This is a genomic window from Betaproteobacteria bacterium, from assembly GCA_016720925.1.
In the GTDB taxonomy this organism is placed as follows: domain Bacteria; phylum Pseudomonadota; class Gammaproteobacteria; order Burkholderiales; family Usitatibacteraceae; genus UKL13-2.
The window spans coordinates 19,597-46,583 of sequence record JADKJR010000004.1; the positions used below are offsets into that span (position 1 = coordinate 19,597).

24 protein-coding genes and 3 pseudogenes are annotated in these 26,987 nt (G+C 58.9%); 25 read left to right on the forward strand and 2 right to left on the reverse strand.

All coding sequences use genetic code 11. From position 1 onward, the window contains the following. Positions 1–14 precede the first annotated feature (14 nt). The 7 genes from fabG (at position 15) to IPP88_06390 (ending at position 5,493) form a co-directional block, all read left to right on the forward strand. Positions 15–761, forward strand: coding sequence for a 3-oxoacyl-ACP reductase FabG (fabG, locus tag IPP88_06360; GenBank protein ID MBL0122356.1), 747 nt, complete (start codon positions 15–17; stop codon positions 759–761). A gap of 107 nt (positions 762–868) precedes the next feature. After that, positions 869–1,108: an acyl carrier protein gene (acpP, locus tag IPP88_06365; protein MBL0122357.1), complete on the forward strand. Its 240-nt coding sequence runs from the start codon at positions 869–871 to the stop codon at positions 1,106–1,108. A gap of 75 nt (positions 1,109–1,183) precedes the next feature. Then, a complete protein-coding gene (gene fabF / locus IPP88_06370; GenBank protein ID MBL0122358.1) occupies positions 1,184–2,419 on the forward strand; it encodes a beta-ketoacyl-ACP synthase II in 1,236 nt (411 codons plus the stop codon). Between the two features lie 30 nt (positions 2,420–2,449). After that, positions 2,450–3,442, forward strand: coding sequence for an endolytic transglycosylase MltG (gene mltG / locus IPP88_06375; GenBank protein MBL0122359.1), 993 nt, complete (start codon positions 2,450–2,452; stop codon positions 3,440–3,442). A gap of 18 nt (positions 3,443–3,460) precedes the next feature. Further along, positions 3,461–4,087 carry a dTMP kinase gene (locus IPP88_06380; protein MBL0122360.1) on the forward strand — a complete coding sequence of 209 codons (627 nt, stop codon included), beginning with the start codon at positions 3,461–3,463 and terminating at the stop codon, positions 4,085–4,087. Then, positions 4,084–5,097 carry a DNA polymerase III subunit delta' gene (gene holB, locus IPP88_06385; GenBank protein MBL0122361.1) on the forward strand — a complete coding sequence of 338 codons (1,014 nt, stop codon included), beginning with the start codon at positions 4,084–4,086 and terminating at the stop codon, positions 5,095–5,097. The genes IPP88_06380 and holB overlap by 4 nt, the downstream gene beginning before the upstream one ends. A 9-nt stretch (positions 5,098–5,106) precedes the next feature. After that, positions 5,107–5,493, forward strand: coding sequence for a pilus assembly protein PilZ (locus tag IPP88_06390; protein ID MBL0122362.1), 387 nt, complete (start codon positions 5,107–5,109; stop codon positions 5,491–5,493). A gap of 10 nt (positions 5,494–5,503) precedes the next feature. Here IPP88_06390 and IPP88_06395 read toward each other — a convergent pair whose 3' ends face one another. Together IPP88_06395 and IPP88_06400 are read right to left on the reverse strand one after the other, a co-directional pair. Next, positions 5,504–6,109 (reverse strand): TIGR00730 family Rossman fold protein, encoded by a 606-nt coding sequence (locus tag IPP88_06395; GenBank protein MBL0122363.1) that lies wholly within the window; start codon positions 6,107–6,109, stop codon positions 5,504–5,506. Positions 6,110–6,148: 39 nt separating this feature from the next. Further along, positions 6,149–6,322 (reverse strand): hypothetical protein, encoded by a 174-nt coding sequence (locus tag IPP88_06400; GenBank protein MBL0122364.1) that lies wholly within the window; start codon positions 6,320–6,322, stop codon positions 6,149–6,151. Between the two features lie 208 nt (positions 6,323–6,530). On the opposite strand from IPP88_06400, the gene IPP88_06405 reads away from it, so the two are divergent. The 18 genes and pseudogenes from IPP88_06405 (at position 6,531) to IPP88_06490 (ending at position 26,898) form a co-directional block, all read left to right on the forward strand. Next, positions 6,531–7,319, forward strand: a complete 789-nt coding sequence (locus IPP88_06405; protein ID MBL0122365.1) for a TatD family hydrolase — start codon at positions 6,531–6,533, stop codon at positions 7,317–7,319. 151 nt (positions 7,320–7,470) lie between these two features. After that, the gene (locus tag IPP88_06410; GenBank protein ID MBL0122366.1) at positions 7,471–8,751 is read left to right on the forward strand and encodes a NupC/NupG family nucleoside CNT transporter; all 1,281 of its coding nucleotides are present in this window, start codon (positions 7,471–7,473) and stop codon (positions 8,749–8,751) included. A 5-nt stretch (positions 8,752–8,756) separates the two neighbouring features. Further along, positions 8,757–10,079, forward strand: coding sequence for a thymidine phosphorylase (gene deoA, locus IPP88_06415; GenBank protein ID MBL0122367.1), 1,323 nt, complete (start codon positions 8,757–8,759; stop codon positions 10,077–10,079). A 41-nt stretch (positions 10,080–10,120) separates the two neighbouring features. Further along, entirely contained in the window at positions 10,121–11,284 is a 1,164-nt protein-coding gene (locus IPP88_06420) for an exo-alpha-sialidase (protein ID MBL0122368.1), read from the forward strand. Continuing rightward, a complete protein-coding gene (locus tag IPP88_06425; protein ID MBL0122369.1) occupies positions 11,281–11,541 on the forward strand; it encodes a MoaD/ThiS family protein in 261 nt (86 codons plus the stop codon). Before IPP88_06420 ends, IPP88_06425 begins: the two co-directional genes overlap by 4 nt. Before the next feature lie 185 nt (positions 11,542–11,726). Continuing rightward, positions 11,727–13,046: a sn-glycerol-3-phosphate ABC transporter substrate-binding protein UgpB gene (gene ugpB, locus IPP88_06430; GenBank protein MBL0122370.1), complete on the forward strand. Its 1,320-nt coding sequence runs from the start codon at positions 11,727–11,729 to the stop codon at positions 13,044–13,046. An 88-nt stretch (positions 13,047–13,134) separates the two neighbouring features. Continuing rightward, on the forward strand, positions 13,135–14,016 hold the full coding sequence (gene ugpA / locus IPP88_06435; protein MBL0122371.1) for a sn-glycerol-3-phosphate ABC transporter permease UgpA: 882 nt from the start codon (positions 13,135–13,137) through the stop codon (positions 14,014–14,016). After that, positions 14,017–14,865 carry a sn-glycerol-3-phosphate ABC transporter permease UgpE gene (gene ugpE, locus IPP88_06440; GenBank protein MBL0122372.1) on the forward strand — a complete coding sequence of 283 codons (849 nt, stop codon included), beginning with the start codon at positions 14,017–14,019 and terminating at the stop codon, positions 14,863–14,865. It begins immediately after the preceding gene. A 682-nt stretch (positions 14,866–15,547) separates the two neighbouring features. Continuing rightward, positions 15,548–16,606, forward strand: coding sequence for a sn-glycerol-3-phosphate import ATP-binding protein UgpC (locus IPP88_06445; protein MBL0122373.1), 1,059 nt, complete (start codon positions 15,548–15,550; stop codon positions 16,604–16,606). A gap of 153 nt (positions 16,607–16,759) precedes the next feature. After that, positions 16,760–17,557, forward strand: a complete 798-nt coding sequence (locus IPP88_06450; GenBank protein ID MBL0122374.1) for a GNAT family N-acetyltransferase — start codon at positions 16,760–16,762, stop codon at positions 17,555–17,557. A gap of 590 nt (positions 17,558–18,147) precedes the next feature. Further along, positions 18,148–20,064: a TonB-dependent receptor gene (locus IPP88_06455; GenBank protein ID MBL0122375.1), complete on the forward strand. Its 1,917-nt coding sequence runs from the start codon at positions 18,148–18,150 to the stop codon at positions 20,062–20,064. A 27-nt stretch (positions 20,065–20,091) separates the two neighbouring features. After that, entirely contained in the window at positions 20,092–20,661 is a 570-nt protein-coding gene (locus IPP88_06460) for a YfiR family protein (GenBank protein MBL0122376.1), read from the forward strand. 2 nt (positions 20,662–20,663) lie between these two features. Beyond that, positions 20,664–21,098: pseudogene (locus IPP88_06465) on the forward strand (hypothetical protein). 21 nt (positions 21,099–21,119) lie between these two features. Beyond that, positions 21,120–21,359: pseudogene (locus tag IPP88_06470) on the forward strand (HAMP domain-containing protein). Then, a pseudogene (locus IPP88_06475) lies at positions 21,345–21,668 on the forward strand (hybrid sensor histidine kinase/response regulator). The pseudogenes IPP88_06470 and IPP88_06475 overlap by 15 nt, the downstream one beginning before the upstream one ends. Positions 21,669–21,900: 232 nt before the next feature. Further along, entirely contained in the window at positions 21,901–23,496 is a 1,596-nt protein-coding gene (locus IPP88_06480) for a response regulator (protein MBL0122377.1), read from the forward strand. Positions 23,497–23,626: 130 nt separating this feature from the next. Further along, positions 23,627–26,398, forward strand: coding sequence for a tetratricopeptide repeat protein (locus IPP88_06485; protein ID MBL0122378.1), 2,772 nt, complete (start codon positions 23,627–23,629; stop codon positions 26,396–26,398). Between the two features lie 11 nt (positions 26,399–26,409). Beyond that, the gene (locus tag IPP88_06490) at positions 26,410–26,898 is read left to right on the forward strand and encodes a CinA family protein (protein ID MBL0122379.1); all 489 of its coding nucleotides are present in this window, start codon (positions 26,410–26,412) and stop codon (positions 26,896–26,898) included. Positions 26,899–26,987: the final 89 nt, after the last annotated feature.

Sequence of the window (26,987 nt, forward strand, 5' to 3'; positions counted from 1 at the left end):
AACACGGAGCCGCCATGAAACTCCTCGAAGGACAAATCGCGCTGGTTACCGGCGCTTCGCGCGGCATTGGCGCGGCTATCCTGCATGCGCTTGGCGCGGAAGGCGCCACTATTGTCGGCACAGCGACTTCTGAGGGGGGGGCAACGGCCATTCAAAGACTGATTGATGACGCTGGCTGGCAGGGCGCGGGTATGGTGTTGAACGTAACCAACACGGCGCAATGCGACGCGGTCATCAAGGCGATTGAAGGAAGATTCGGCGCTGTAGGCGTCCTGGTCAATAACGCCGGCATCACTCGCGATACGCTGTTGATGCGCATGAAGGATGAAGACTGGCAGGAGGTTATTGATACCGACCTGACCTCCGTATTTCGCCTGTCACGTGCGGTGATCAAGGGCATGATGAAGGCGCGAGGCGGCCGCATAATCAATATTGGTTCCGTGGTCGGTTTCATGGGCAATCCAGGCCAGGTAAATTATGTCGCGGCGAAAGCGGGGATGGTCGGCTTTACCAAGGCGCTTGCTCGCGAGGTCGGAAGCCGCAATATCACCGTCAACTGCGTGGCACCCGGTTTTATTGAAACCGACATGACCAAGTCGCTCGCAGAAGCGCAGGTGGCAAAATTAGTGGAGAATGTGCCGCTGGGCCGACTGGGCAACGTCAGGGATATCGCCGAAGCCGTGCTTTATCTTGCATCGCCGGGCGCATCGTATGTAACCGGCAATACCATTCACGTCAATGGTGGCATGCATATGGGTTAGGCATTGCGGTGGGGAATTTGTCCGACCTGCCGAATCGTAAATTGCAGTCGCAGTATTTGGTAAAATAACGCTGTTCAATTTTTCACCCCTGTTGGAGGAAGCAGTAAATGGATAACATCGAAGCGCGCGTCAAGAAAATCGTGGCGGAACAACTCGGCGTCGCCGAAGCCGACATCAAGAACGATTCGTCGTTCGTGGAAGACCTGGGCGCGGACTCGCTCGACAACGTTGAACTCGTCATGGCGCTTGAGGAAGAGTTCGAGACCGAAATCCCCGACGAGGCTGCCGAAAAAATTACAAACGTCCAGCAAGCGGTTGATTACATCAGCGCGAACCTGAAGAAATAGCTTGCCTCATATTGGCCGTTCGCCAGCGCGACGGCCATTTTATTCTTTCGCACCCTAACTTCTCCCTCACCAGCCATGTCAAAAAGACGCGTAGTTATCACGGGTCTCGGTATTGTCTCGCCCATAGGAAATGGTATTGCGGAGGCGTGGGATAACGCGATCAATGGTCGTAACGGAATCGGGCCCATTACGCATTTTGATGCGTCCATGTTGCCAACCCGCTTTGCCGGTGAAGTGAAAAACTTCAATCCGGCCGACTGGATGTCTGCCAAGGAAGTGCGACGCATGGATGCATTCATCCACTACGGCGTCGCGGCGACCAAAATGGCAATCGATGATGCGGGCCTGGTCATAACCGACGAAAATGCCGAGCGAATCGGTGTGAACGTGGGTTCGGGGATCGGTGGCTTGCCGATGATCGAACATAATATTCGCGAGATGATTGACAAGGGGCCGCGCCGTATTTCTCCATTCTTTGTGCCGGGCTCGATTGTCAACATGGTCGCCGGAATGATCTCCATTCACTACGGCTTGAAGGGGCCGAACGTGTCGATGGTGTCGGCTTGCTCAACATCGACGCATTGTATCGGTGAGGCGGCACGATTCATTGAATACGGTGATGCGGAAGTGATGATTGCCGGCGGGGCTGAGGCTTGTGTGAGCATGTCCGGCATCGGTGGATTCTGCTCGATCAAAGCGCTCTCGGAGCGTAACGATTCGCCGGAAACCGCCAGCCGGCCTTGGGATCGGGACCGTGATGGTTTCGTGCTCGGCGAAGGCGCGGGCATTTTGATCCTGGAATCGTATGAACACGCCACGGCTCGTGGTGCGCGCATTTATGGCGAATTGGCCGGCATGGGCATGAGTGCCGACGCCTATCACATGACTTCGCCAAGCATGGATGGACCACGTCGTGGCATGCTGGCGGCGTTGCGTAACGGCAGCGTCAACGCCGATCAGGTTCAGTACATCAACGCACATGGCACTTCCACGCCGCTGGGCGACAAGAATGAAACCGATGCCTTGAAGGCCGCCTTTGGCGATCACGCGTACAAAATGGTGGTGAATTCAACCAAGTCCATGACCGGGCATCTGCTGGGTGCCGCGGGAGGAATCGAGGCGGTATTCACTACGCTCGCGGTTCATCACCAGATTTCGCCACCGACCATCAATATCGTCAATCAGGATCCGGAATGCGATCTCGATTACTGCGCCAATATGGCACGGGAAATGAAGATCGACGTGGCGCTTTCGAATTCATTCGGCTTCGGCGGCACAAACGGCACAATTGTCGTCAAGAAATTCGCTTAGGCTTTTCTTGAACGTGGCCGTGCGGAAACGATGAAGCGCTCCTTGCTCGTGGTCACTGGGCTCGTGTTCGCGGCTGCCATTGCTGCAGCGGGCTGGCTGTATGTTTTTGCCAACTATCACCTTCCGTTGCCTGTTGCACCGTTTGAATTCACCATCCGCCCCGGCGCATCCTTGAAGGCCCTTTCGCGCCAGCTGGCGGAGGCCGGTTTGCTGCCAGATGGGCAGAGCCTTTGGTTGCTGGGGCGCATCACCCAGGCCACCGGTATTCAGGCCGGCAACTACCGTCTGGAGAAGCCGGTTACGCCGGTTGAACTGCTGCGAAAGCTGATAGACGGTGACGTCATTCCCGTCACCGTGACCTTTGTCGAAGGTATTACGTTTGCGGAAATGCGCAGTCAACTTGAGTCGACCAAAGATATCAAGGTCACGTTGAAAGATTTGCCGGATGCGGAGGTGCTGAAACGGATCGGTGCCACGGAGGGGCACCCGGAGGGATTGTTTTTTCCTGACACTTACCGTTTTGCCGCGGGCATCAGCGATCTCGAATTGTTCAAGAAAAGCTATCTGGCGATGCAGAAGAAACTCGCCGACGCATGGGCGCAACGTGACGCCAATTTGCCCTACGGCAGCCCATACCAGGCGCTGATCATGGCCTCGATCATCGAAAAGGAGACTGGCAAGGCGGAGGAGCGGCCACTGATTGGATCCGTGTTTACCAACCGCCTGAAGATTCCGATGCGTCTACAGACTGATCCGACCGTGATCTACGGCATGGGCCAGAACTTCGACGGCAATATTCGCAAACGCGACCTTTCCGCGGATACACCATACAACACTTATACCCGCGACGGCCTGCCGCCAACGCCCATTGCGATGCCGGGCCAGGCTTCGTTGCTGGCCGCCGTCAGACCTGCACAATCCGACAAGCTATACTTCGTTGCGAAGGGCGATGGCAGCCACTATTTTTCGCGATCGCTGGACGAACACAATCGCGCTGTCGCCAAATACCAGCTGCGACGCTAGATTCAACGGAAAAACTGGATGGCCGGCAAATTCATCACTCTGGAAGGTATTGACGGTGCCGGTAAATCGTCGCATCTGAAATTTATCGCCGACCACATCGAGACGCTCGGGCACGCAACCCACACCACGCGCGAACCCGGCGGAACGCCGCTCGGAGAGAAGCTGCGCACCCTGCTGCTGAATGAAAAAATGCACGGTGATACCGAAGCACTGCTGATGTTTGCGTCGCGACGCGAGCAGCTTTTGGAGGTCATTGCACCGCTTCTGCAAAAGGGCACGTGGGTGGTGTGCGACCGCTTCACCGATTCCACCTACGCCTATCAGTGCGGTGGGCGCGGCCTTTCGGAAGTGCGGGTGGCGACACTTGAGGAATGGGTGCACGGGGATCTGCAACCGGATCTGACTTTCCTTTTTGATGCGCCACTGGACGTCGCGCGCGAGCGCCTGGAAAAAGGCACCGCCCACCCCGACAAGTTTGAGCGCGAGCAAAATGAATTTTTCGCGAATGTTCGCGGCGCGTACCTGCAACGGGCAGCACGATTTCCGGGGAGAATAAAGGTCGTCGACTCGGCGCGCGGCCTTGTGGAAATCCAGGCAGAACTCGCTTCATACTTGGCGCTTCTGGCGTCGCAAGCCGCCGCATGAGTATCGATATCCTGCCCTGGCATCGCGCGGCATTGACGGAGTTATTGGCACGCCGTGAGACGCTCCCGCACGCCATGTTGGTCTACGGCAGGCAAGGCATCGGCAAGATCGAATTCGCGCGCGCGATGGCGCAGTCGCTGTTGTGCGAATCGCCGGAAAGCGGCATTGCGTGTGGAAAATGCCCGGCTTGCGGCTGGTTTCGCGAAGGCAATCACCCGGATTTTCGCGAGTTGCTTCCGGAGTCAATGAGTGACGACGACATTGACACCGACGCACCAGTGGATCCCGAAGCAAAGGAAAAGAAGAAAAGCAAGGAAATCAAGATCGAGCAGATTCGCGATATCGCCGCATTCATGACGCTGACGACACACCGCGCCGGATTTCGCGTCCTGCTGGTGCACCCGGCCGAGGCGATGAATCCCGCCGCCGCCAATGCATTGCTGAAAACGCTCGAAGAGCCACCACCGCACACCGTCATTCTGCTAGTCACCGACCGCATTGGCCGCCTGCTGGCGACAATCCGGAGCCGATGTCAGCGGCTGATGGTGCCGTCACCCGACGAGGCAACGGCGCTGCAATGGCTGAAGGCGCAAGGAATTGCCGACGCTCCCACGGCGCTTGCGCAAGCCGGCGGCGCCCCACTGGATGCCATTGCGTTCGCGGACAACAACTACCAGGCAGAACGCATTGCGTTCGTGCGCGTGTTGTCCGACAGCAATGCCGACTATCTCGCTGCCGCGCAGGCGTTTGAGAAAGCCGATCCCGTGAGTGTCCTTACCTGGTTGCAGACATGGGTAAGCGATTTGGTGTTGTCGCGATTTACCGGTGACGTGCGGCATCATCGCGACCAGAAAACGGCGCTTTCCCGAATCGCGACGCGGGTGAATTTGCCGGCACTTTTTCGCTATGAGTCGCAATTGCGCCAGGCCCGGCGTAGCATTCACCACCCGCTGAATGCGAGACTTTTGCTGGAACAGTTGCTAATATCCTACTCAAATGCCATTCGATAGCATCGCAAAATGAGTGCAGACCGCGCCACCACCGGATCCAGTAGCGTCTCGCCGATCAAGCGACCAGACGTCATTTCCCTCAATTTGAAGGGAAAGAGCGCGCTCTATGCGGCGTGGATGCCCTTGCTGAAGGGCGGTGGACTGTTCCTTCAGACCACCAAGCCGCATCAACTCGGAGATGAAATCCTGGTGGTCCTGACATTCCTTGAAGAGCCAACCAAGATTCCCATGTCGGGGATCGTGGCATGGATCAATCCGCCGCACGCGCAGGGCAATCGACCGCAGGGAATCGGCATTCGCCTGCCGGATAATGACGTCGGCAAGGAATTGAAAAAGAAAATTGAAGGGCTCCTGGCGCCGGTAGCCAAGTCTGACCGGCCGACCGCCACACTCTAATGCCGCGCGTTCAGGTCGCGCTCAAATTGAATTTCGCCTGATCGAGCCATTTGCCCGCATCAGGCACTTCCGAAGCGCGCAGCTTGTTGATCAACTGGCCGAGGTCCGCATCCTCGCACAATGAATCGCGATGCACATCGCGCAAAAAACGTTCATCACGCGAATGATCGATGAAGCTGACGAGATGGTTGAAGAAACCATCCACATTCAACAGCCCGACGGGTTTTCGATGGTAGCCAAGCTGTAGCCAGGTAAGCGCTTCGAACAGTTCATCCAGTGTGCCGTACCCGCCGGGGAGGGCGATGAAGCCGTCGGACAGCTCGGTCATCAGGGCTTTGCGTTCATGCATATTGGCTACCAGATGCATTTCGGTGATGCCCTTGTGACCGACTTCCTTTTCCATCAGCAATTTCGGGATAACGCCGATCACCTTTCCACCCGCCGCCATGCAGGCGTCGGCGGCGATTCCCATTAAACCTACGCTCCCACCTCCGTAAACCAGGCGAATATCACGTTCGGCAAGTGTTTTGCCGAAGTGGTGGGCGGCGGACTTGTAAACCGGATTGGCCCCGGAACTGGAGCCGCAAAAAAGGCAGAGGGAGTCGAGTTTTCTCATGGCTCGATTATACCGGGCGGCGGTAACGCCGATTTTCCCCTAGGCTTGAGGCGCAGGTGTGCTTTCGTCGGGAGGTGCGTCGGGTGACTCCGGGGCATCTTCTGCGTCCGGTGCTTCGCCGGCGGCCAATTTGCGCAGGCGTTTTTCTTCTTTTTTCGCTTTTTTGGCGAGTTCTTTTTGGCGTTTTGCAAAGTCGTAGTTAGGTTTGGCCAATTGGCGTTCCTTTCGGGTGGGTGGTCGCAATAGAATACGATACGGTGTGATTAGGGTAACCCTTTTCCCGAGTCCGTGAACATCCGATGCAAAATTTCCTTGCGGATCGTCGTTTGCGACTGGGGCGCCAAGCGAAACTGAAGTTCCCGGTATGCGTCGAAATATGATGCGCAACTACGACGGAGGATTGTGCTGCGATAATGGCGGCATGTTCATCGACTCCCATTGCCACCTGGATTTTCCTGAACTCGCCGCGGATCGCGACGCCGTCCTGCGCCTGATGAAGGAAAATCGCGTCACGCATGCGCTGACCATCTCAACCACGCTGAAAACCTTTCCGGCGGTGCGTGCTGTCGCTGAAGCCCATGAGAACATGTGGTGCTCTGCCGGCGTGCATCCAGATGAGCAAGTGGACGATCACGAAGCCACGCTGCAAGAGTTGCTGCAAATGGCCGATCACCCGAAGGTCGTTGCCATCGGCGAGACCGGGCTTGATTACTACCGCTTGCCTGAGCCGCTGGAATGGCAGCGCGAGCGCTTTCGTATTCATATCCGTGCGGCAAAGCAATCCGGCAAGCCCCTCATAATCCACACGCGAAATGCATCGACCGATACCCTGAAGCTGATGAAGGAAGAGGGCGCCGCCGAGGTCGGAGGTGTGATGCATTGCTTTACAGAATCCCAGGAAATTGCCGATACGGCGATGGCGATGAATTTCCATATTTCATTTTCCGGCATCGTCACCTTCAAGAGTGCCAAGGATTTGAAAGAGGTTGCGAAGCATGTACCTCTGAACCGGATGCTGATCGAGACCGATTCGCCGTACTTGGCGCCGACGCCGTTTCGCGGCAAGATGAATCAGCCGGGGTATATAAGGTTTGTGGCGGAACATATTGCGGAGTTGCGGGGTATTTCGGTGGAGGAAGTGGGGGAGGCGACGACGGCGAATTTCTTTCGACTGTTTTCGCATGCGAAACCAGCAAATTCCTTTCCTTGACTTGCTTAACTGAATTCTACAAACACCAGCACTGGCGCGCTTTCCAGGCCAAAAAAGCCTCGAACGCCGCGCCAGTGCTGGAGTTTTTCTATCAAATGCCGTAACTCCTCCCTGCTGTAATATTCCGCATCAACGTGGAGGAGCAATAACAATGACGGAGACATTCCGCAGTCTGATCGGTGTAGGCATTCTGGTGCTGATCGGATTCCTGCTTTCATACAATCGCAAGGCCATCAGCTGGCGCACGGTGCTGGCCGCGCTCGCCGTGCAAATGGCCATCGGTGCGTTCGTGCTGTTTGTGCCGATCGGCAAGGACATTCTCGGCGGCATTGCTGGCGGCGTGACCCACGTCCTCGAGTTCGGCTTCAAGGGAACGGAATTCCTGTTTGGCGGGCTCGTGTCCGGCAAGATGTTTGAAGTATTTGGCGGCGGCGGATTCATCTTCGCGTTGCGCGTGCTACCCACCATTATTTTTGTCACGGCGCTGATCGCCGTACTGTATTACTTGGGCATCATGCGCTGGATCATCACCATTCTTGGCATGATTTTCCAAAAATTGTTGGGCGTATCCAAGATCGAATCTTTTTGCGCGGTGACCACAATTTTCCTTGGGCAGAACGAGATGGGTGCGGCAGCGAAGCCGTTCATCAGCCAGCTCAAGCGGCAGGAGTTATTTGCAATCATGACCAGCGGCATGGCGAGTGTGGCCGGCGCGGCATTGGCGGGCTACGCCGGGCTCGGCGTCAAAGTGGAATATCTGGTGGCCGCCTCGTTCATGGCCATTCCCGGTGGGCTGCTCTTTGCCAAACTCATCTATCCCAGCACCGAGACCTCCGACATTCGATTCGACCGTTTTGAGTTTGAAGAAAAGCGTCCGGCCAACGTGATTGAAGCCGCGGCCGGTGGCGCGGCGCTGGGCCTCAAGATCGCGGTCAACGTCGGCGCGATGTTGCTCGCGTTCATCGGCCTCATTGCCCTGCTGAATGGTGCAGTGGGTGGTGTTGCCGGCTGGATGGGTTTCAGCGGGGTGAATCTGGAAACCTTGCTCGGCAAGGCGTTTTCACCGCTGGCTTACATGCTCGGTGTTTCCGCTGATCACGCGGCCTTTGCGGGCAATCTCATCGGCCAGAAGCTTATCCTGAACGAGTTCGTTGCGTATGTCGGCCTCGCGCCCTATCTGCAACCGGAGGCCAAGGTGATTGCTGCCGGGCTCACAGTCATCGATCCGCGCACGCTGGCCATTGTCTCCTTCGCGCTGTGCGGGTTTGCCAACTTCACGTCGATTGCCATCCTGGCCGGTGCGTTCGGTAGCATCGCGCCACATCTGCGTGGCGATGTGGCGCGACTGGGGCTGCGTGTGGTCGCGGCCGCAACATTGTCAAACCTGATGAGTGCGACGATTGCCGGTATCTTCCTCAGTTTGAAATACTGAAGAACATGCTACTGCCCCAGGAATTCATCCGCAGAAAGCGCGACGGCCATGCATTGACCGTGGAAGATATTCGCGACTTCATTCGCGGCGTCACCGACGAGTCAGTCACGGAAGGCCAGATTGCGGCTTTCACGATGGCGACGTACTTCAATGGCATGACGCGCAATGAGGCGGTGGCTTTGACCCTCGCCATGCGCGATTCCGGCCGGGTGCTCGAATGGAAATCGTTGAATCTCTCCGGCCCGGTGATCGACAAGCATTCCACGGGTGGCGTCGGCGATGTGGTATCGCTGATGATGGGACCGATGCTGGCGGCATGCGGCGGATTCGTACCGATGATCTCGGGACGCGGCCTGGGACACACCGGCGGCACGCTCGACAAGTTCGATGCCATTCCTGGTTACCAGACCAGTGTTCCCATCGAAAAATTTCAGCAGGTGGTCAAGGATGTCGGTGTGGCGATCATCGGCCAAACATCCGATCTGGCGCCCGCCGACAAGCGAATATACGCGACCCGGGACGTGACGGCGACGGTGGAATCGATCCCGCTCATTACCGCCTCGATCCTTTCCAAAAAACTATCCGCCGGACTTGACGCGCTGGTGATGGATGTCAAGGTCGGCTCCGGCGCATTCATGCCGACATTTGAACAATCGGTCGCACTAGCGGAAAGCATTGTTGCCGTCGGCAACGGTGCCGGTGTGACGACCTCTGCATTGTTGACCGACATGAGCCAACCCTTGGCGCCCTGCGCGGGCAACGCAATCGAGGTGCGCTGCGCGATCGACTATCTCACAGGAAAATCGCGGCCGACGCGCCTGCATGAGATTACGTTGGCGCTCTCTGTTGAGCTGCTGGTGCATTGCGGCTTGTTCGCCGGCGATGCGCTCGCCAGACAGGCGCTGATGCGCGTACTGGAGAACGGTCGTGCGACCGAAGTGTTTGAACGCATGGTCGCCGCGCTTGGTGGTCCGGCGGACTTGGTGACGAACCCGAACAAGCATCTTGCGCAGGCGCCGGTAACTGTACCGGTACCGGCGCTGCGCGATGGCATCGTTGCCGACATGGATGCGCGCGCGCTCGGCATGGCCGTCGTCGGTCTTGGTGGCGGACGGCGGCGTGCGGAAGATGCCATCGATTTCGCTGTCGGACTCACCGATTTTGTATCACTGGGCGAGACGGTCAAGGCAGGCGCGCCGCTGGCGTTCATCCATGCGAGCACGACAGCTGCCGCGGAAGCTGCGGTCGTCGCCTTGCAGCAGGCAATCACGATTGGTGACACGGCAGTGATGCCAAACCCGACGGTATACCAGGCGGTGCGCGCGTAAAATAATTTCCGCAACACTTCATGACAGAGGAGGAAGGCGACATGGCTACTTCATCCAGACCCGGCAGACCGGGACGCACTTTTTTGCTGGTCGGTACGCGCAAAGGCCTGTTCATTCTTGAAGGGGATGGCAAGCGCGAAAAGTGGCGCGTTAATGGTAATACAGGTGATGCGCCGCATTTCCTTGGCCAGATCGTCAATCATGCGGTGATGAACCCGCGCACCGGCACGATATTGGCGGCGGCAAGAGCAGGGCACCTGGGGCCAACTGTGTTTCGCTCGACCGATTCCGGCAAGACGTGGAAGGAAGCGGCATCCCCGCCGGCGTTTCCGAAGCGCGAACAGCCCGATTACGGCTGGTCCGTGGCGCATGTGTTCTGGCTCACGCCGGGACATTCATCGGAACCCCAAGTCTGGTATGCCGGTACCTCGCCGCACGGACTGTTCCGTTCTGGAGACGATGGGGTGACGTGGCAAAGCGTCGATGGATTTAACTTGCATCCAGACCGACCAAAATGGCTGGGTGGCTCGCAGGAAGCGCCGCCGGATGGGGCAATATTGCACTCCATCAATGTCGATCCGTTCGATGCGAAACACCTGATGATCGGCATGTCCGCGGGTGGTGTGTTCGAAAGCTTCGATCGGGGTGAAACGTGGAGGCCGTTAAACCGCGGCTGCGTGGCGGACTTTCTGCCGGACCCGAACGCCGAGTGGGGCCACGACCCGCATTGCATGCGCATGCACCCTTCCGTAAAAAATGTGGTGTACCAGCAAAACCATTGTGGCATTTACAAGCTGGATCGCGCCGCCAATCGGTGGCAGCGCATTGGCGAACATATGCCCAAAGAGGTCGGCGATATTGGATTTCCGATGACCCTGCACCCGCGTGATGCGAAGACATTGTGGGTATTTCCCATGGACGGCACAACTGTCTGGCCGCGCATGTCGGTGGCCGGCAAACCGGCGGTTTATTGTTCTCGAGATGCAGGCGCCACCTGGAAACGTCAAACCAGGGGACTACCCGCCGCACACGCGTGGTTCACCGTCAAACGTCAGGCCATGAGTGCCGACCAGCAACAGAAAGTTGGGTTGTATTTCGGCACCACATGCGGCGAGGTCTGGGCGAGTTTTGACGAGGGCAGCCAATGGCACTGCCTGATGCTGCACCTGCCGCATATCTACTCGGTAGAGGCATATACCCTGTGAAAGTGACTTTACCCACGCCCTTGATCGAGTACACAGGCGGGGTGCGCGAGGTGACAGGCGTCGGGCAGACTCTGGACGCATTGCTGCATGATCTCGACCGGCAACATCCCGGCATCCGCTTTCGCATGATCGACGAACAGGAAAGCGTTCGCGCGCATATCAAGCTGTTCGTCAATGCCGAGTTGGAGCGATCACTGGCAGCGCGCCTGAAACCGCGCGATGAGGTCCTCATTGTCGCCGCACTTTCGGGAGGATAATTTCGTGACTAATGGAATGTTGGAGTAAAGTTACAGTAATAAACAACAAGTAAATTGGCGATTGACGCTATTTCCCGATCATTTGGCCTATCTCAATAGCGGCCTCCATTACTGCATCTTTGCTCCGCCTTTGCACCGTCTTTCCCATCCCCTGAACAATCCACCAAGAACTTGAGGAGATCCGCATGTTAAGAACTGCTTCGTTGCGTCTGATTGCCAGTGTCACACTTGCCGTAGTGGCGACCGCTGCCCATGCCCAGGCCGAAATCCAGATGTGGCATTCGATGACTGGTGCGCTGGGCGACAAGGTGGGCGAGTTGGCGACGAAGTTCAATGCCTCCCAGAAAGATTACAAGGTGGTGCCGGTGTTCAAGGGCAGCTATCCGGAATCCATGACCGCCGCAATCGCCGCTTTCCGTGCCGGCAATGCACCACACATACTGCAGGTGTTCGAAGTCGGAACCGCGACAATGATGGCAGCCAAGGGCGCAGTCAAACCGGTGTACCAATTGATGAAGGACGCCGACGAACCATTTGATTCCAAGGCTTATCTGCCGGCCGTTGCGGGCTATTACACCGACAGCAAGGGCAATATGTTGTCTTTCCCGTTCAACAGTTCCTCGGTCGCTTTCTACATCAACAAGGACGCCTTCAAGAAAGCCGGGATCGATGCCTCGAAAGTCCCGAAAACGTGGAAGGAGTTTGTCGCCACGGCGGAAAAACTCAAGGCTTCAGGACACGCCTGCCCATACACCACCAGCTGGCCGTCATGGCTGCATATCGAAAATTTCAGCGCCTGGCATAACGTGCCGATCGGCACGCTGGAAAACGGCATTGGCGGACTGGACACACAGTTCCAGATCAATTCGCCTCTGCACGTGAGGCACATCACCATGCTGGGTGATATGTCGAAAAAAGGCACGTTCACCTACGCCGGCCGCACCACACAGGGTGACTCGAAATTCTACAGCGGCGAATGTGCCATGTTCACCGGCAGCACCAGCGCAATTGCCAATATCAAGCGCAACGCCAAGTTCGACTGGTCCATCAACCTGATCCCGTATCACGACGACGTCAAGGGCGCGCCGCAAAATACCATCATCGGCGGCGCTTCGCTTTGGGTGATGGGTGGCAAGACCAACAACGCATACAAAGGCGTCGCCAAGTACTTTGCCTTCCTCTCCCGGCCGGAAGTGCAGATGGATTGGCACACCAGCACCGGCTATGTGCCGATCACGCTGGCCGCCGCCGAAATGACGAAGAAATCCGGGTTCTACGAAAAGAATCCCGGCATGGACTTGGCCACCAGGTCGCTGAACAACAAGGCCGCCACCGCCAACTCCAAGGGCCTGCGATTTGGCAACTTCGTGCAAGGCCGCGAAGTGATTGAAGAGGAATTGGAAGGCGTGTTCGCCGGCAAGAAAGACGCCAAAACCGCGCTCGACGAGGCGGTGAAACGCGGCAATGAAATACTGCGCAAGTTTCAGGCGGCCAACAAGCAATAATTCGTCACGATGACCGGTAACGGGTGAAAAGCATGCACCTGTTACCCGTTTCGCTAATCCTGCCACGCCTCACCCGTCACTGAGTCAGATGGAAAAACGCGTCGTCTTCCGCTCCGCATGGTTGCCCTATGTGCTGGTCGCCCCGCAGATCGCCGTCACGGTCATATTCTTTTTCTGGCCGGCATTTCAAGCCGTCTATCAGTCGATGCAGTTGCAGGATGCGTTCGGACTCCAAACTGAATTTGTCTGGTTCGAGAATTTCAAGGCGCTTTTCAGTGATGAGCGGTACCTCGCCTCATTCAAGGTCACGGCGGTGTTCAGCCTGCTGGTAGCTTCGCTCGGGTTGTCGATTTCGCTGATGTTGGCGGTGGCAGCAGATAGAATCGTGCGTGGCTCGTTCATTTTCAGGACGCTGCTGATCTGGCCCTATGCGGTGGCGCCCGCCATTGCCGGTGTGCTGTGGGCCTTCCTGTTTGCGCCTTCGATCGGCATCATTGCCTATGTCCTGAAACAGAACGGCGTTCCCTGGAATTACGTGCTCGATAGCGACCACGCCATGATCCTGGTGGTGATCGCGTCTGTCTGGAAGCAGATCAGCTACAACTTCCTGTTTTTTCTCGCGGGCCTGCAGTCGATTCCCAAATCGCTGATGGAAGCCGCGGCCATTGATGGCGCCTCGCCGTTCCGCCGATTCTGGACGATCGTATTTCCGCTCTTGTCGCCCACCACTTTTTTCCTGCTGGTGGTCAACATCGTCTATGCGTTCTTCGATACGTTCGGTGTGATCGACGCGACGACCCAGGGCGGCCCATCCACGGCGACACAGATCCTCGTCTACAAGGTCTACAACGACGGCTTCAAGAGCGGTGATCTGGGTGGCTCCGCGGCACAGTCCGTCGTGTTGATGATCATCGTGATCACGTTGTCGGTGATCCAGTTTCGCTTCATCGAAAAGAAAGTGCAGTACTAGATGGTCGAGAACCGTCCATGGATGAAGGTGTTTTACTACGCGGTGCTCACGCTCGGCGTGCTGATCGTCGTTTTTCCGCTCTACGTGACCTTTGTCGCCTCGACGCTGACGCTGGAGCAGGTGCTGAAAGTACCGATGCCACTCGTGCCAGGCGACCAGTTCTGGGCCAATTATTCGCAGGTGCTGACTGGCGGTTCCACCCGTGGATCGTCGGCGCCGGTCGGGCAGATGATGATCAATTCGCTCATCATGGCGCTGGTCATTGCCTTCGGCAAAATTGCCATCTCCATCATCTCGGCCTTCGCCATCATCTTCTTCCGCTTCCCACTCAGGAATTTTTTCTTCTGGATGATTTTCGTCACGCTGATGTTGCCCGTGGAAGTGCGTATCCTGCCGACCTATAAAGTCGTGTCGGACCTCGGCATCCTCGATTCCTACGTCGGGCTGACATTGCCTTTGATCGCCTCCGCGACCGCGACATTTCTTTTCCGCCAGTTTTTTCTCACCATTCCCGATGAGCTTGCCGAAGCGGCGCGCATGGATGGCGCCGGGCCGATGCGTTTCTTCTTCGACGTAGTGCTGCCACTGTCGAAGACATCCATCGCCGCGTTGTTCGTGATCCAGTTCATTTACGGCTGGAACCAGTATCTGTGGCCGCTGCTTATCACCACGCAGGAATCGATGTACACGACGGTGATCGGCATCAAGCGCATGATCGCCGGCGGGGATGCGGCGACGGAATGGAATCTGGTGATGGCGACGGCGATATTGGCGATGATTCCGCCGGCGATGGTGGTGATTTTGATGCAGAGGTGGTTTGTTAAGGGGTTGGTGGAGACGGAAAAATAGTGATGGTTAATCCGCGACAAGTGGATATGGGGAAGGGGGTTTGGAATAAGCTTCTTTGCCTTTGTGATCGCCTAATCGGACGTCCCGGCATGGTGCCATTTCTGGCGGGTGGTGGCCTCTATTTAGGTGCCCTTGCGCGAATGGGGAAGTATTTTCTGAGTGGTGCGATATGCACATTGATCTTGGCGTGCGCGAGCTATTTTGTCGTGCGTATTGGCAGATCAAGCAGACGTCACGCATTCAATGTTGCTTTGTTCGTGTTGTTCTTTGGAGGCTTCGGATTTGGAATCGGTTTCCTATCGCCCTATTGATTTGCCGGGGGTTGCCCGGCGGCAACTCACTTTCTTTGCTTCGCCAAAGAAAGTAACCAAAGAAAGGCGACCCCAGGTTCGTCGCCCTTCGGGTTCCCTGCGCTGCTCACAAACGCGGGCCGCTGCGGAACTCGGGCTCGAATGGGTATCTCGCAAGGGGTTTTGTTTGCGCTCACCCTCAGACAGTCCTCGCGGACTTCCCCCGCGTTTGCTCTGCTGCTCGGCGACTCTCATGGGGACCCGATTAACCCATCACTGCTGTCGCCCTGGATTTAGTCCGGGGGTGAGGCGGGGAATTCGTGGCGCATGCGCCACGCCCGGCGAACGCCAAGCCGATGCAGCGGCTTGGCCTAATTTGACTTAGATTGTCCATGGCAAACATCACTCTCAAAGACGTCAAGAAATCCTACGGCAAGCTGGCCGTGGTCCACGGGGTTGATGCCGAAATCGCCGATGGCGAATTCATCGTCATCGTCGGGCCTTCCGGTTGCGGGAAATCCACGTTGCTGCGGATGATCGCCGGGCTGGAGATCATCACGGCGGGCGAGGTATGGATCGGCGGCAAGCTGGTCAACAATCTGGAACCGAAGGACCGCGACATCGCGATGGTGTTCCAGAATTACGCGCTGTATCCGCACATGTCGGTGTACGAAAACATGGCGTACGGATTGAAGATTCGCAAGCTGTCGAAGGACGATATCGAAGCGCGCGTGCAGAAGGCGGCGAAAATTTTGGAACTGGGTGAGTTGCTGCAGCGCAAGCCGCGTGAGCTTTCCGGCGGCCAGCGGCAGCGCGTGGCGATGGGCCGCGCCATAGTGCGCCAGCCGAAGCTGTTTCTGTTCGATGAGCCGTTGTCGAATCTCGACGCCAAGTTGCGGGTGCAGATGCGGCTGGAAATCCAGAAGCTCTCGCGTGAATTGAAAACCACCAGCATTTTTGTCACCCACGATCAGGTGGAGGCGATGACCCTCGCGCACCGCATGATCGTGATGAATGCGGGACTGGTCGAGCAGATCGGCGCGCCGATGGAGGTTTACGACAACCCCGCGTCAATCTTTGTCGCGGGATTTATCGGTTCTCCGGCGATGAATTTCCTGGCGGGTAAGGTCAATGGCGGAATGCTCGAAATGGGCGATGGCTTGGGTGTGCCCCTGCCCGCGCGCGTGAAGGATAAAGTGAAAAGCGGCGATGCCGTCACGTTCGGTATTCGTCCCGAACATCTGGAACTTGGGCCCAACGGCATGGGACTGGTTGTCGAGAGCGCCGAAGCACTGGGATCGGATTCGCTGATACACGGCAAAATGGGCGCGCACATGGTGGTGGTGCGTGCCGATGGGTACATCAAGCATGACAATGGCGCGCGATTGACCGTCACGCCGATGCCGGAAAGATACTATTTCTTCGATTCGGCGAGCGGCAAGCGGCTATAGGTGAGTCGTGCGGAAACATCGGGTTTGAAATCAAAACCCCAGCACTGGCGCGCCTTGCAGGGCAAAAAACAGCCGGGAGCCGCTTCAGTACTGGAGTTTCATTGGTTGATCTCAATCAAATCGGTACCTGTCGCCTGCCATTAGAATTGCGCAATGTCTGATCTCGCTGCCCTCGCTGTCTTAACTCGCCGCCTCGAAGAACTTACCCTTAACACGTCTCCCGCGATCCATCAGGCACTCTACGATGGCTGGCTATTGCGCGCGTCCGCGACCGACACTCGCCGCGCCAACAGCGCGACGGCGATGCAGCCGTCGACGCTGCCGCTTGAGGAGAAAATTAACCGTACCGAGGAGTGGTACCGCACTTACGGGCAGCCGGCAATGTTTCGTCTGACGGAAGCGCTGGCGCCTCCTGAGCTGGATGGATTGTTAGCCAAGCGAGGCTACTCGCGGGAAGTCGAAACCTGGGTAATGACCAAGGATCTCTCGCGGGGGATTCCGCCGGGCGACTATCACCTGCCCGAGAGCGCGAAGCTGCTTGAGCGCAGCGAAGATGAAGGACTTGATGACATTCATCGCATGAAGGCTGTGAGCGCCGCGCTGCACACGCAAGATCTGAAGCGACAGGCACTGTGGAAAGGGCCACAGGTTTTTCTTTCCTTGAAAACCAGCCACGGCATCGCGTCCACGGGCATGGCCAGACTGGAAGCCGGCCACCTCGGCATTTTCAACATGCGTACCGCGAGCAAGGCGCGCGACAAAGGTTACGCGACAATTCTGGTTGCGTATCTGCTGGCATGGGGGCTGGAGCAGGGCGCTTCCACTGCTTTTCTGCAGGTTGATCAGGCAAATGAAGCGGCCATCGCGGTTTACCGCAAATTCGGTTTTTCGCCGGCGTACACCTATTGGCATCGCGTGCAGCCGGCCGTACCGGCAACCGGAACCAGTTGATCCGGCAGCGTGACCGCGTTCGGCAAACGCCACCGCGATACTGCGCCTGATCTTGCCCCATCGCCCCCGAGCGGGCCGATAGCGAAACGGAAACCCGCAAACACTGGCAAGCATGCCGGCGAAAACTGTTCGTGAAACATTGCAAATACAGGTAGTTGCTCGTTCGGCCGGTGTCCGCAGTCTGCATAGCCGGGGCGCCGCGCGTCATTCCACGGACTCAGCGCACCGGCGCCGGCAAAGGGAAATAGGGGGTAATTCCAGTCCTGTTCCCTGGACGGCGAACCCCGTTCGCACGCTACGATTTGCGTACGGCTATCCGGCCCGCAGCACTGGCTACGCATGCAATAAAACCACTGCGACACTAAAGAATCCACGTCAAATGCCGTTACTTGGCTCAATCGACGACAACAATCGCGCCAGTTTAAAAAACGCTCCGCCGAAGGGAACAGGCAACCATGTCCAATTCAATACTCCCGCATTACCTCGTGTGTCTGTGGAGGGCTTCCATTGGTTTAGCACTGACGTGCGGTAGCTTGGCTGCGTATGCCGAATCCGCCAGAAACGTCGCGGATCTCAGTCTCGAGGACCTCATGAATATCGAGGTAACTTCGGCATCGCGCAAAGCGCAGCGGCTGTCGGACACCGCTGCCGCCGTGTTCGTCATCACCGGCGACGATATTCGCCGGTCCGGTGCATCCTCCATACCGGAGATTTTGCAGATGGTGCCTGGCGTGCAGGTCGGGCGGCTCGCAAGCAATCGCTGGGCAGTGACGGTGCGCGGTTTCGACGGGCGTTTCGCCAACAAATTGCTGGTGCTGCGGGACGGTCGCAGCATTTATTCGCCGCTGTTCTCCGGTGTCCTGTGGGAAGAGCAGGACATGAACCTTGAGGATATCGATAGCATCGAGGTAATTCGCGGGCCCGGGGCGGCATTGTGGGGCGCCAATGCGGTCAATGGCGTGATCAACATCATTACCAAAAAGGCAAAGGACACGCAGGGCGCGATGGTATCGGCTGGCGTCGGCACGTTGGAGCGCGCCGCATTGACCGCGCGCTACGGTGGCATGATGGGCGATGAGACGCGCTTCCGGATTTACGCGAAGGCAGTGGACCGCTCATCGATGGTCGACATGAACGGTGAGCGTGCCAACGATAGCTCGGGCTCGGACCTCGCCGGATTTCGCATCGACAGCCGCCTGCGCGATGACTCGCGCCTCACCTTTTCAGGTGAATCGCGCAAAAGCCGCGGCGGGGATACCTGGGCCACGCCGGTCTTGACGGCACCGTACAGCCTTAACAAAGCCGTTCGCCAATTCAACTCCGGATCCAATCTTCTTGGGCGCTATGAGCGCAATCTCGAAGAGGGTTCCGCGATCACATTCCAGGCCTTCGTTGATCATTCCGAACTTGATATCGATGGATCCGTGGGCGAGCGCCGCAATACCATCGATTTCGATTTTCAGCACCGGCTTCATGCGGGCGAACGCAATGACATCATCTGGGGCCTGAATGTCCGGAACTCGCGTGACAGCCTGACGGGCGGCGGTTATATCAATTTTGCCGTGCCAAGCCGCACCTTCAGGCTCGCCAGTGTCTACGTGCAGGATGAGATCACGATTGTCCCGGATAAATTGCGGCTGACCGTCGGCGCGAGGTTCGAGCACAACAACTTTTCCGGCAGCGAACCGCAGGCTAACGTGCGCGTGTTCTGGCGGCCTGATGCGATGCACAGTCTCTGGACAGCCGCTTCGCGCGCAACCCGGACGCCGTCGCGAGGCGAAACGGACGCGATTGTGCAGCTCAGCGTGACGCCACCCTTGTCGCCGCAAAACCCGACGCCGTTTCCGATGTTGCTCCGTTCGGTACCCAACGTGGCGCAGGGGCTGGTGTCCGAGCATGTCGACTCACTCGAGTTTGGCTACCGCGCGCAACTAGGCACACGGCTATCGCTTGACGCCGCCCTGTTTGCCAACCGCTATCGCCGCTTGCGATCCGCGAGCATTGTCTCGACAGGGCTTGAGTTCGCGCCTGCGCCATACCTGGTCACGACTATCGCGGTCGACAACCTCGCGTCGGCTGAGACCCGTGGCATCGAACTCGCGCTCGACTGGCGTCCATACTCATGGTGGCGCTTGCAGCCCAGCTATGCGTGGTTTCGCATGACAGCGCCCGTGACGGGTGACCCGGTGCGCGATTCCGACGGCGAAAGAATTGCCGGGAACAGCCCGCGCCATCAGTTTTCGTTGCGCTCGCAGTTCGATGTGGCGGAGCGCCAGCGACTTGATTTGTGGCTCCACTATGTCAGCAGCCTTACGTATGCCAATATTCCGGGCCGCTGGGATCTGGATATTCGCTATGCGTGGCGGCCGCGCAAGGACCTGGAACTGGCAGTGACCGGGCAGAATCTTCTGCACAAGCAACTCCCGCAGTTCAAAAGCGACAATTTGGCGTCGATACAGCTTCAGGTTCAGCGAAGTGCCCAACTGAATGCGAAATGGCAGTTCTAAGTCACTAAGCCATCGGGAAATCTGACCGTGTCGAGATACGCCATTCGCCTTCTGCTTGGGGCCCTGCTGCTGGCGCTAGCGCTGACTACGGTCGTCCGCGCCCAGCCGGACAAGCCTACCGAGTACCAGATCAAGGCGGCCTTCCTTTATAACTTCGCCAAGTTCACCGATTGGGGCAGTAGCAACCCCGCGATCGCGGCATCGCAAGAGGGTGGCTTTGTGCTCTGTGTCGCGGGCAAGGATCCTTTCGGTTCCGCGCTGGCGGCCATCGAGGGCAAGCTCGTGCAGGGACAACGCCTGCGCATTCGCCTGGGCGTATCGCCCGAGACGATCTCGGGTTGCCACATGTTGTTCGTGTCCGAGTCCGAGGAACGTCGGGCACCGGTATTTCTCAAGGCCGTGCAGCAGCATCCGGTGCTGACGGTTAGCGATATCGAGGGCTTTACCGATGCCGGCGGAATGATCGGATTGGTGGTGGCGGACAGCCGGATCCAGTTCGACATCAATCTTGCGCCGGCCAATCGCGTCAACCTGAAAGTCAGCTCGCAGTTGCTCAGCCTTGCACGCTCGGTGAGCGGCGGCAAGGGCAGGAACTGAAAATGCGTTTTCGCGACCTGCCCATTACGCGCAAGCTCACGGCCATCACCATGGCCGCGGTCGGCGTCGGGTTGCTGGTGAGTTTCGCCTTGTTCGCGGTCAACGAGATCCGCACGCAACGCAAAGCGGCCGGCACGCAACTCGAAAGTTTTGCGGAATTGATCGGCAACAACTGCGCGGCGGCGATATTCTTCGATGACTCGCGTGCCGCAGAAAAAAACCTCTCGGCGCTGCATACGCGCAAGGAAATCACCGCTGCCTGGATTCAGCGTCCTGACGGCGCCGTGGTTGCGGCATTCGCGTCGCGCGGCGCCGGACCGGCTGGCGCGAATGCGCCGCCACCAAGTGAATCGACCGCCGATGATTGGCAGTCACTCTCCGAACTCACCGTTTCGCGCCCGATTCAATACGATAACGAGACGATCGGCCGCATCGGCATCCGCGCGGATCTCTCCGGAATGTGGGGGCGTATGCTTGATAGCCTGGCCATGGCGGCCCTCGGCATGCTGCTTGCGTTTGGCGTCGCCATCGTCCTTACCTCAAGATTGCAACGCGCAATCACGATGCCCATTGAGCAACTCGCGGCATCGGCACGCGCGTTGTCGTCAGACAGGACCTACAACCAGCGCGTCATCAAGCACAGCAACGATGAACTCGGCGAACTGGTCGATCGATTCAATGAAATGCTAGGCGAAATCACGGCGCGGGACCAGGCGCTGCAGGAAAACCGCCTCGAGCTTGAGCACAAGGTCGAGACGCGTACGGCGGAGTATTTGCAGGCCAAGGAAGCCGCCGAAGCGGCGAACCGCGCCAAATCCCAGTTCCTCGCCAACATGAGCCACGAGATCCGCACGCCGATGAACGGCGTGCTGGGCATGACCGAGCTGCTGCTCGGCACCGAACTGAGCGAACGCCAGCGGCGCCTCGCCGACACCGCGCGCCAGTCCGGCACCGCCCTGCTCAAGATCATCAACGACATCCTCGACTTCTCCAAGATCGAAGCCGGCAAGCTCGAACTGGAGCATGTCGACTTCGACCTGCGCCGCACCCTCGACGAACTGGTCGGCCTGTTCGCCGAGCCGGCCCAGGCCAAGGGGATCGAACTGATCCTGCACGTGGACGAAACCGTGCCGCCGGCGCTGCGGGGCGATTGCGGGCGGCTGCGGCAGATCCTCACCAACCTCATCACCAACGCCATCAAGTTCACCGAGCAGGGAGAAGTCGCGGTGCGCATCGGCCATGGCGCCGCACGAGGGCGAGCGCGTGGTACTGCGCTTCCAGGTCAGCGACACCGGCATCGGCATCGATGCCGACACCCAGGCACGGCTGTTCAGCGCCTTTTCCCAGGCCGACAACAGCACCACGCGCAAATACGGCGGCACCGGCCTGGGGCTCGCCATCAGCAAGGAGCTGGTCGGGTTGTTCGGCGGCGAAATCGGCGTCACCAGCGAACTCGGCCACGGCGCCACGTTCTGGTTCACCGTGCCGTTTGCCACGCAACAGGACGCCGTCCCCTATGCCCCGCCGCGGCCGGCCTCGCTGCATCACCTGCGGGTGCTGGTGGTCGACGACAATGCCACCAACCGGGAAATCCTCTGCAGCCAGCTCGCCGGACTGGGCCTGCGCGCCGACAGCGTCGCCGGCGGGCAGGAAGCGCTGCGCGCCCTCCTCGGGGCTGCCGGCCGCGACCCCTATCGCATTGCCATCCTCGACATGCACATGCCGGGCATGGACGGACTGGAACTGGCGCGACTCATCCGTCGCGACCCCGCGATCAAGGATGTCGAGCTGCTGATGCTGAGCTCGGTCGGCCTCGATGTGCCCACGCCGACCCTGCATGCATTGCGCGTGCGCACCTGGCTGACCAAGCCGGTCAGCCGTTCGCAGTTGAGCGACTGCCTGATCGCCTGCACGGCCATTGACGCATCCGTATCCGGCCCGGCGGCAATCTTGACGGCGTCCTCGGTGCCGACCGCGACCTCGACTGCGGGAGCATCGGTGCCCGGCCCGCGTGCCCTGCACGTACTGGTCGCCGAAGACAACCTGGTCAATCAGGCGGTGGCCATCGAGATGCTGGCGGCGCTGGGCTGCACCTGCCGGATCGCCGCGAACGGGCGCGAGGCGCTCGCCGCGATGGCGCAGGATGCCTATGACGTGGTGCTGATGGACTGCCAGATGCCGGAGATGGATGGCTTCGAAGCCACCCGGGCGCTGCGCGCGCGGGAGGCCGCCAGCGGCGCACCGCGCTTGCGGGTGATCGCCTTGACCGCGCACGCCATGGAGGGCGACGAGGCGCAATGTATTGCCGCCGGCATGGATGGCTACCTCGCCAAGCCTTATGGTCAGCAGCAGCTGGAGGCGGCGATCCGAAGCCATCTCGCGCCGCAATCGGCGAATGCGGCGTCAGCTGCGACCGGCACAGCAGGCGCCGCAACGAACACGACGGCGGCAGCCAATATGGGCGACGAGAACGTCGTCGAGGGGCTGGACCGGCGGGTGCTGGACAGTATTCGTGCGCTGGACAAGGCGGGCGGCAACGCGGTGCTGGCGCGTCTGATCGGGATTTACCAGAAGAGCGCACCGCCGCTGGTGCAGGCGATACGGGCGGCGGCGGATGCGGGCGACGTGGCGGCGGTCAGCCGGGCGGCGCATACGCTGCGGCCGAGCAGCCTTTACGTGGGCGCGACCCGGCTGGGTAGCCTGTGCCGGGAGATCGAGGTCGCGGGCAAGGCCACGCCCCCGGCGATGTCGCTGACCCAGGTCGCCGCGCTGGAGGCGGAATTCGTACGGGTTGAGCTGTGGTTGCGGGCGGAACTGATGGAAGAAGTCGTATGAACACTGCTGTACGCATGACGCCAATGCCACACTTTCTTGTCATTGAAAGCCAACCAGCGCATTTTTGACGGGAACGCTCGAATTCGCGCCAATCCGGATCGGAATCGTCGAGCGGGTTAACATACGCGCCATGATAAAGACGCCCGCTGGCGCGACGCCCGTTCCTGCTGAATCTACCTCTGCCTCGGCCGAAGGCATGGCCCTCCTGCAGGCAGGGAATTTGCGTGGAGCCGAGCGGCGATTGCGGGATGCCTTGGCATGCGATGCCCGCGATGCACAGGCGTTGCTCGGCCTCGGCGTCGTCGCGCATCAGACGGGCCACTTTGCGGCGGCGCTGGCATTGTTTGATCGCAGTATCTCGGTCAATCCTTCGTTACCTGCCGCCCACGTAAACCGTGGCAATTCGCTGGCCGCTCAGCAGCAACACGCAGCGGCAGTCGCCGCGTTCGAAACCGCGTTGTCGATGTCACCGGAATTGCCCAGCGCGCTGATCAACATGGCCAACGCGCTGCATGCGCTGGGCCGGCTTGATGAAGCCGTTGCCGCGCTTGAGCGCGCGCGGGTGCGCCAGCCTGGTTCTGCGGAACTGCTCAACAACCTCGGCAATTTTCTCAAGGATCAGGGCCGGCTCGTGGAAGCGCTCGCATGCTATCAGCGTGCGCTGGAGCTGAACCCGATGATGCAGCAGGTATTCAGCAACCGCCTGGCCGCATTGAAGGTCGATGCATTGCTGACGCCCTCGCAAATTCTCGATCAACACCGCCAGTGGTCGAACTGGTTTGAAGCTGTGTCGACGCATGCGCCGTTGCTCGTGAATTCACCGGAGACGGCGCGGCGCTTGCGCGTGGGCTATGTCTCGCCGGATTGCCATACAGCGGTGCCGGCGTTCCTTGATCCGGTTATCGCATGCCACGATCGCCGGCAGTTCGACGTGTTCTGCTATTTCAATAATCCGCAGGATCCGGAAAAATTGAAAATCCTTGGCATTGCCGACACTGCACGAATCATGCGCGGCCGCGATGACCAGCAGGTTGCCACACAGATTCACGAAGACGCCATCGATATCCTCATCGATATCGCCGGGCACACCGGCCACAATCGCCTCGGCGTGTTTGCGCGCAAGCCCGCGCCCGTGCAAATGACGTGGCTGGATTACCTCTGCACCACGGGTCTGCAAGCGATGGACTATCGCATCACTGATCCCATCGCCGATCCGCCGGGCAGTGAAGCGTTTCATTGCGAGGCGCTGCTGCGATTGCCGCATGCGCAGTGGTGCTGGCAGCCAGACGATGCCGCGCCGCCCGTGTCGGACCTGCCGGCGATGCGGCGCGGCCATATCACGTTTGGCTCATTCAACAATGCGCAAAAGCTCACCGACGCCACGCTCCAATTGTGGCGCCGCCTGCTGGAAATTCTGCCTGACGTGCATATGCGTGTTGCCGGCATTCCCGAGGGCGTGGCGCGTGCCCGCGTGTTGGCGGGCCTTGCGTGCGACGCTTCGCGCGTGACGTTCCTGGCGCGCCTGAGCGTGGCAGACTACCGCGCCGCATTTGCCGAAGTCGATATCGCGCTTGATCCATTTCCATTTTCTGGGGCAACCACGACGCTTGATGCGTTGTGGCAAGGCGTGCCGGTGTTGACGCTTCCGGGGCAGCGGTCCTGTTCCCGTTCAACGGCCAGTTTGCTCACCACGCTCAATTTGCCCGACTTGATCGCGACCGGCGAAACGGATTTCCTCGCGCGCGCAAACCGGCTGGCTGCCGACATCGGCGGATTGGTTGAATTGCGCGCATCGATGCGGCAGCGGATGCGGACGAGTCCGATATTGGATACCGTCAGTTTCACGCGCGATCTTGAGCACCTGTATCAGCAAACGTGGCAACTTTGGTGCGAACAGCGTATCGAGGCGAATGGCCGGCCGGATCGCTTTGCCGGAAGCGAAACAGCGTTACAGCAATCCCGCGCCGCGCTCGATTCCGGGCGGCATGACGACGCGCTTGCGCTGCTGCAACCGCTGATGAAATGCCGCCCGCATTGGGAACTCGCCAAGCGCGAGATGGCGCGTGCCTGCATGGCGTGGTCTCGCGCGAATCCACGAATCGCTGCCGCATGGAAAGAGCCGATTGCTTTCGTGGAGAAGCGGTGCAAAGTCTCCGCCATCGTCTGTAGTAACCGTCCGGCGTATTTCGCCAACATCGAACGCCAGCTCAGCGGGCAGTTTATGCGTCATCAATTTGAATTGATTGGTATCCATGACGCGAAATCGCTTTGTGAAGCCTATAACCGCGGCGCGGCCAGGGCCACGGGAGAAATACTGATCTTTTGCCACGACGACATCGATATTGTGCACGCCGATTTCGGTGAACGGCTGTTGCGTCATCTCGCGTCGTGCGACTTGGCCGGTGTCGCGGGGGCCAGCAAACTGGTGAACGCCGACTGGGGGCACGCGGGCGTGCCGTATGTGCATGGCCAGATCATCCACCGGCCACCAGGGCAGGAGGGCTACCTTTATTTCTGTGCAGGAATGCAGGCGCCGGTGGTGGAGCATATCCACGCACTCGACGGCGTCTTCATCGGCATGCATCGCGAGGTGTGGGAAGCGGTGCGATATGACGAGACGACCTTCGATGGCTTTCATGGGTACGATATCGATTTCACCTATCGCGCGCACTTTGCCGGCTATCGCCTCGCGGTACCCATGGACCTGTTGCTGATTCATTTCTCCACTGGCGGGTATGATCTCAAGTGGCAGGCGAGCAATCTCAAGTTCTTGCGCAAATTCCCAACGCTTTCCAATCTTCCCGCCATGCACCGCCATTCGAATTTGCATGTGAAATTGAAAACACTCGAACAACTCGAACATTTGCACACCGGACTACTCCACCACCACTTCGGCGCCTGATCACAACACTCATGAACGACAAAGACATTACATTGCTTGCCGCCCAGCTAGGCGCCGCGCTGAAAGGCCGCGGCCTGATGCTGACCACGGCGGAATCATGCACTGGCGGTGGCATTGCCGAGGCGGTCACCCGCATCCCCGGGTCATCGGCGTGGTTCGACTGTGCCTTCGTGACCTACAGCTATGAAGCCAAAACCTCCATGCTGGGCGTCCACCGTGACATATTGGTCGACTACGGCGCCGTGTCGCAGGAGACGGCGCGCGAAATGGCGGATGGCGCCATTTCCCGTTCCCGCGCGCAGGTTGCCGTGGCGGTCACCGGCATTGCCGGTCCCGAGGGCGGCATGGCCGACAAGCCGGTCGGCACGGTCTGGTTTGCCTGGAAATTCCCAAAAAAGCCTGTCATTACAGAGGTTTGCCATTTTTCAGGCGACCGGACCGCCGTCAGAAACCAGACGGTCGTTCATGCGCTAAGCAAGTTGCTGCATAATCTCAGTTGACCCGCCGTTCGGCAGGTTGCACCCAGCAATCACGCAACGTCGCACACCCCCCCAAAAAAAACTTGCAATCGGTTTAGCTTTTCGGTACT